The sequence below is a fragment of the uncultured Arcobacter sp. genome, from assembly GCF_937982575.1.
GTDB lineage: Bacteria > Campylobacterota > Campylobacteria > Campylobacterales > Arcobacteraceae > Arcobacter.
This window is the reverse complement of sequence record NZ_CALJLR010000027.1, coordinates 1-6,469: the sequence shown is the minus strand read 5'-3', so window position 1 is coordinate 6,469 and position 6,469 is coordinate 1. Positions and strand designations below refer to the sequence as shown.

5 protein-coding genes are annotated in these 6,469 nt (G+C 28.6%); 1 reads left to right on the top strand and 4 read right to left on the bottom strand.

The genetic code is table 11. The features are described 5' to 3' along the window. Positions 1 to 42: 42 nt before the first annotated feature. Positions 43 to 309 carry a hypothetical protein gene (locus tag Q0617_RS13200; protein ID WP_298753822.1) on the top strand — a complete coding sequence of 89 codons (267 nt, stop codon included), beginning with the start codon at positions 43 to 45 and terminating at the stop codon, positions 307 to 309. 108 nt (positions 310 to 417) lie between these two features. Here the strand turns inward: Q0617_RS13200 and Q0617_RS13195 are convergent, their stop codons facing one another. From Q0617_RS13195 to Q0617_RS13180, 4 genes are all read right to left on the bottom strand, one after another. Then, positions 418 to 1,335: an ABC transporter substrate-binding protein gene (locus Q0617_RS13195; protein ID WP_298753819.1), complete on the bottom strand. Its 918-nt coding sequence runs from the start codon at positions 1,333 to 1,335 to the stop codon at positions 418 to 420. Further along, the gene (locus tag Q0617_RS13190; RefSeq protein ID WP_298753817.1) at positions 1,335 to 3,233 is read right to left on the bottom strand and encodes a diguanylate cyclase; all 1,899 of its coding nucleotides are present in this window, start codon (positions 3,231 to 3,233) and stop codon (positions 1,335 to 1,337) included. Before Q0617_RS13190 ends, Q0617_RS13195 begins: the two co-directional genes overlap by 1 nt. Positions 3,234 to 4,116: 883 nt before the next feature. After that, positions 4,117 to 5,658 (bottom strand): diguanylate cyclase, encoded by a 1,542-nt coding sequence (locus tag Q0617_RS13185; RefSeq protein WP_298753815.1) that lies wholly within the window; start codon positions 5,656 to 5,658, stop codon positions 4,117 to 4,119. Between the two features lie 327 nt (positions 5,659 to 5,985). After that, positions 5,986 to 6,339 carry a hypothetical protein gene (locus Q0617_RS13180; RefSeq protein ID WP_298753813.1) on the bottom strand — a complete coding sequence of 118 codons (354 nt, stop codon included), beginning with the start codon at positions 6,337 to 6,339 and terminating at the stop codon, positions 5,986 to 5,988. Positions 6,340 to 6,469 lie beyond the last annotated feature (130 nt).

Below are 6,469 nucleotides of genomic sequence, written 5' to 3'. Positions count from 1 at the left end.
TGTGATACAATTTTAGGAATTATCCGATGCTGACACGGAATCTTGAACACTACCGTAATCTCTAAAATTTTGCATTTTGAGCATATAGTTATTGAAGTTGTAGGCTCATGGATCTGGGTGAGTGGAGATACAAGGCATATCAAAGAAACCCTAAAAGAGCTAAATTTCAAATGGGCAAACAAAAAAAAGCTTTGGTATTATGGAGAAATGAAGGGAAAAAACCCTAAACAAAAAAGCATGGAGGAGATAAAAAACAAATATGGCTGTGAAGTGGTAAAAAATAAACCTATGGAGAAACTAACAGCATAAAAAATGAGAGTAGTGAAATCATTTCACTACTTTTTTGTAATTTTCAAGCAAGTAATAGATTTTTAAGAAAGTTCCATAAACTACTATTTATGGACATTATAGAAAAAATCAATAAATTACTGATTCAACATCTATCTCTTTTTTAATCAACTTTTTTTCAAGCATAACATTTTGAATTTTTAAAATTGTTTGTCTTAAGGAACCATCTTTTAGCATAGTATTTGATTTTTCACGTGTTGGTATACTTAGACCGTCTAAAGAGTTAATAAACTCACTACTGCTCTGATTTAGACGTTTAGAAATCAAACTAATCGCTTTAGAATCACCGGAGAGTATTTGTTTACTTGATATTTCCCAAGCTTGTAAAATATCTTCTATATACTTACTGTCTAAAAACTCTTTTCTAACTACTAAAACATCAACTATTTCCCCAGGGATATCTTTACTTGTAAATATCTCTTTTGCACCTTTTTTCAGTAGCTCTGAGCGTACAGGCTCAAAAGTTATAACAGCATCTACTACATTATCGTCAAATGCACCCTCATGCTGGTTTACACCTAGTGGCACAAGCTGAATATCATTATTTGTCAGTTTTGCGAGTTCAAGCACTCTTGTTAAAATGTAAGAGCCTAGAGCGGAATTTTCAACACCAATACTTTTATCTTTCAACTCAGACAATGAATTAATATTTGGTTTACAAAGTAATACATCAGCACCTTCGGACACATCAAGTACAGCAATAATCACAGGATTGTACCCTTGATCTTTTAGCAATATGACTTCGTCCAGTGTGAGAGCTGCACCTTCTATCTCTTTGTTTCTAAATTTATTTAGCACTATTGTTGCTGAATCATATGTAATTACATCAACGTTATTTTTATATTCGTTTTGAATTTTTGCTAAATGCAATGGCTCATATCCAGGCCAAATATTTGTTCCAATACTAAAAGTTTTTACTTCTGTTTCATTAGTACATCCGCTAAAGAACAAATTGACAACAGTTAAAAAAGCAACAATAAACTTCATTACACTTCTCCTACTATAATTTTATTTCTTCCACTCTCTTTTGCCTTGTAAAGCAGGTCATCAACATTCTTGTAAATAGTTTCAATATCATAATTTTTACTAAAGTCATCCACATAAGCGACACCGACTCCAAAAGAAGCAGTCACTACCTTAGAAGGAAGGTTGAGTTTATGTTCAATAGCTAAGGCTTCAATGCTAGCACGTGCTTGTTCGACTAAATGTTCAACCTCTTCTTGTTTTTTAGCATAAAGAATAACACCAAACTCTTCTCCTCCAAGACGAAATACAATATCTTCTGAGCGTTGAAAACTGTTTTTTAGCGTACTAGAAACATTTATAAGAACATTATCACCCTCTTGGTGTCCATAAGTATCGTTGTATTTTTTAAAATTATCTATATCCAATAAAACAAAGGCAAAAATATTTCTTTCACGTTTTGCTCTGTCTAGTTCCCTCTGAGATATATCATTGAAATGCCTACGGTTATATAGATTAGTTAAACCATCTGTAATTGAGATTATCTCTATCATTTTTTTATCTGTAATATCCTGTCTTATTGCCGTGTAGCCTATTTTATTTTTATATATGTCATATATAGGATATATAGTCGCATTTACCCAGTAAAAACCACCGTCTTTTTTCCTGTTTTTTATCTCTCCACGCCAAACTTTGTTGTTTGATATTGTCTCCCATAAATCATTATATATCTCATCAGGAATATCTTCATGTCTTACTATGTTATGATTTTTTCCAATTAATTCATCTTTTGAGTAGCCACTTATTGTATTAAAAGCTTTTGATGAGTATGTTATCTTCCCTTTTAGATCTGTTGTTGAAGTTATTATATTTTCATCAATCAATTTTAAATAGTTTTTAATTTCTAGCTCTTTAATTTTTGCATCGGTAATATCTTCTGCAATTCCAAGATAGCCAGTTATCGAATCGCTTTCATTTTTTAAAGAGGTAATTGATAGTTTCACCATTATCTCTTTACCATCTTTATCTATATATGTCCATTCATCACTATTTTTTAATCCACGGTTTGTCTTCTCAACAAACACATCAAATCCAGGTTCTATAGTTGTATTAAACTCTTTACTAAACTCTTTTGCTCTTTGAAACACTTCCTCTTTTTTATGAAAAAGTGCAGCTGTTTGTTTATTTATAAGCTCTTCACTTTTGTATCCTAAGAGCCTTTCAGCTGCTTTATTAAATGATGTTATTACTCCATCCGGAGTAGTTGTTACAATAGCATGAGCAGAATTATCTAGTATAGAGCTAATAAAAAGTTTGTCACTTTCAACTATATGAAGGGCATCTTGCATATCCAAAATGGATCTAAGAGTTACTTTTTTATAAATAAAATACAACACAAAAATGAATATTATCGATAAAATGAACATAATAGTTAAAAAAAAGTTTATAAACTTTTTAAATTCAATTTCCATAACAGCAACAAGAGTATCTGCTATTCGAACTAAAGATTCATTGGTGTAGTTAATAACTTTTAGATGCTTTAAACTTTTATCTTTCAAAAACATTAATACATTTTTTTTGTAGATATTGAGTAAATTGTCATATTGGTAACGAGAATCGTACAGTATCTCATCTATCTTTTCGTTTCCAATATCTTTAATAATATTATGATTAGAACTTATATAAGCCAAATTTTCCTCTATTTGAGTCTTAAATTTCTCATTTGAGGGGTTATCATAGTAGTTGTTACAAAGTAAAGCAATTCTCTGAGACAACATTCTCTGCTTTCCAGTAATATTTACATTTTCAGCTGTAGATTTTTCACTATAAACTAAAAATACAGTTATAAAAAATAATACTAAAAATATAACAACAATAAGTATAAATGAATAATTGCTTTTTTTCTTTAAATCAAAAATCATGACAAATGCCTATTACAAAATATTTACTAGTATCTTAGCACAATTAATACTTATTCAATATAAGAAGTTAATAAAATAACATCTACGAGCCACTTTCAAATTCCCAAAATCACTTCTTAATTTAAGTTTTTTGGAAGTTTGAAAAAGGCTTATTAAAGCCGAGTTTTCTGATGTTTTAAGTAAAATTCTTTTGCAAACAACATACAAAAAACAAGAGAAACTCGATGTCAAAAATTATACCATCACTTTCAAAAATGTGGCTTAAAATTACAGGTTTTTGAACTTAAGTCAACAGCATCAGCATTGTAATTATGCAATTTCTCTATATATTTAAGATAAATACTTACGGAAAAGCTTAAACAAGAGAGCTACCAAACCAACTTATTTAAAATCTCTATATCTCTTAGTTCAATTACTTAACAAATGTTAGGCAGTTGAATCAATAAGTCAGTTTGGTAGCTGAACTAAAAGATAATTTTTAATTTAACCTTAATTATATAACTGAGCTTTCGCACCTAATTTTAATCGATATGCTTTCTAAAACAACTGTAAGTAGGGCATAGTAATAAAATACTCCATGGTACTTGACACTAGTTATTGACTATTCTAAATCCCCATAAATAGGGGCTTAAAAAAACTGAAAAATACATGTCAATAGATATGACAAATGCTGAGAGAATACCGCTACTACCGAATGTAACACTATAAAATTAGGTGCGAAAGCTCAGTATATAATGAAAAAACATAAAAACTTTTATTTAGGGTGATTTTATAAAAAAGTTGTATTTATTATGTGCGTGACAGTTCGTATATATATGCATTCTTTGGGAATAAACAAGGGAAAACACTCTCTCACTTATGCTGCATTCAATAGTTTATATTCCTAATCAGAAACAATCACTCTATTTCTTCCACCTTCTTTTGCTTTATACATGGCATCATCTGCTCTTTTTAAAAGTTCATCAACAGTTTCATTATCTTTTATTTGAGCAATACCAAGACTTATTGTCTGATGAGTTGCAATTTCAAACTTATATGATTCAACACGTTCTCTGATTTTCTCAGCTAATATAGAAGCACCATTTATATCTGTTTCTTTAGAAATTATTAAAAACTCTTCTCCACCCCATCTACCAACTAAATCAACATTTCTTGTATTTTCACTCAATACTATTGCTATGTGCTTTAAAATATCATCTCCCACCAAATGCCCATATGTATCATTAACTAATTTAAAGTGATCTATATCAAGTAATATAATTGAATAAATATTTTTATATCGTTTATAACTATCAGTACATCTCTCAAGCATTTCATCAATTTTAACACGGTTCATTAGCTTTGTTAAGTGATCGCTATGAGCTACTTTTTGAAGTTCAGTAATATTTTCTAAAACTGCAATAAAATATGTTTTGTCATTTTCATAATATTTTGTAGCATTTATAAGAAATAAATATTCTTCACCATCTTTTTCTATTACAGCTTTATGAACTAAGTCTTTATTTAATATAATATACTCTATCCAGGATACACCATCTATTATAGGCTTCAAATATCCATGTCTGTCTATAAACATATCACAGATGCAATTATAATCTTTTAGGAAATCTTCTATACTGTCATATCCAGTAAATTTATAAAATTTATTATTTCCCTTTATAATAGTTTTCCCATCTGTGATCAATGTTATATTTGGAGTGATGTCAAATATATTTTCCAATTTACCATTGGCGTTTTTAAGTTTAATTGTCTGCTCATGAACTTTATCTTCAAGTGACAAATTCATATTTACAAGTGAGTCTGCCATTTTATTAATCGAATGAGATAATATTCCAAGCTCATCATTTGCAAAAACTTTAACTCTTTTATGAATATTTCCTTCTGATATACTAGAAGCAATATTTACTATATTAATGATAGTAACAGTAATATATTTTGCAATTATAAAACTTATAATAATTGATGTGATCAGTCCAATTATAGAAATCATTATTAATTCTTTTATTAAATATTCTATTGGCTTCATGATTTCTTTAATATCTTTTTTAACTACTATGCCTATATTCAAAGGTTCAAAGTAATGTATTGATGAAACAACAGGAATATCTCTATAATCCAATATATTTTCTATTATTTCATCAGTTTTATTTTTAAGCGCAACTCGCATAGTAATTACTTTGTTGGTTTCTAAAGGTGAGATTATTAATACAGATTTTGAAAATCTAAGAGGTGAAAAAAATACAATATTATTATTTTTATCAAGTGTACCTATTAATGACTCCCCGGTATTACCAAATCCTTTTCTTTGCTGTAATATTTCATTTAAATAATCAAGTTTTATTTTAAATATACTTACCCCAACAAATACTTTGTCATTGAATATTGGCGCACCTATACACAATACTGGAACCATGTTGTTATCCATAAAGCTCAAATGTGAATATATTCCATTTTTTGATTTATCAAACATATTTGAAGAGAAGTTATTTTCAGTTATAGTATTGCTCTTTGAGGCAATAATTTTGCCTTTTGTGTCTAAAATAATAATATCCTGAGCTTTCGCACCTAATTTTAATCGATATGCTTTCTAAAACAACTGTAAGTAGGGCATAGTAATAAAATACTCCATGGTACTTGACACTAGTTATTGACTATTCTAAATCCCCATAAATAGGGGCTTAAAAAAACTGAAAAATACATGTCAATAGATATGACAAATGCTGAGAGAATACCGCTACTACCGAATGTAACACTATAAAATTAGGTGCGAAAGCTCAGTAATATCTTTTATTGTTTTATTATTTGTATATGAAGAATCAATAATTACTTTAATTATACTAAATATCTCTTTGTTTGACTCATGGACATTATTTTCAAGAGTTTTTCTTAAAAGTACGCTACTATTAAATATATTTACTTCTGCTTCCGTTTGTTTTAAATATTGCTCTATTCTCTTTTTTGTAATATACCCTAATGAGTGCAGATGTTCAATAGAAAGCTTTTTAACATTTTCTTTTGTATTTTGAATATTAAAATAACCTATTGACAAAATCATTGAAAAAACCATAATAAAAATAGGAATAAATATTTTGTATTTGATACTCATCTGAAACTCCTTAAAAAAAGTTTTCTCAACCAATATTTATTGTATGGTAATAATTATTAATTAATAATTAATTAATGAGCCGCTTGCAAATTCCACCATCATAAACTAGTGAATTTGTAAACCTACTAAA

Bases quoted from the DNA above. Each gene is read 5' to 3' on its own strand.
- Q0617_RS13195 (WP_298753819.1), bottom strand. From the start codon at position 1,335: ATGAAGTTTATTGTTGCTTTTTTAACTGTTGTCAATTTGTTCTTTAGC.
- Q0617_RS13190 (WP_298753817.1), bottom strand. From the start codon at position 3,233: ATGATTTTTGATTTAAAGAAAAAAAGCAATTATTCATTTATACTTATT.
- Q0617_RS13185 (WP_298753815.1), bottom strand. From the start codon at position 5,658: ATGGATAACAACATGGTTCCAGTATTGTGTATAGGTGCGCCAATATTC.
- Q0617_RS13180 (WP_298753813.1), bottom strand. From the start codon at position 6,339: ATGAGTATCAAATACAAAATATTTATTCCTATTTTTATTATGGTTTTT.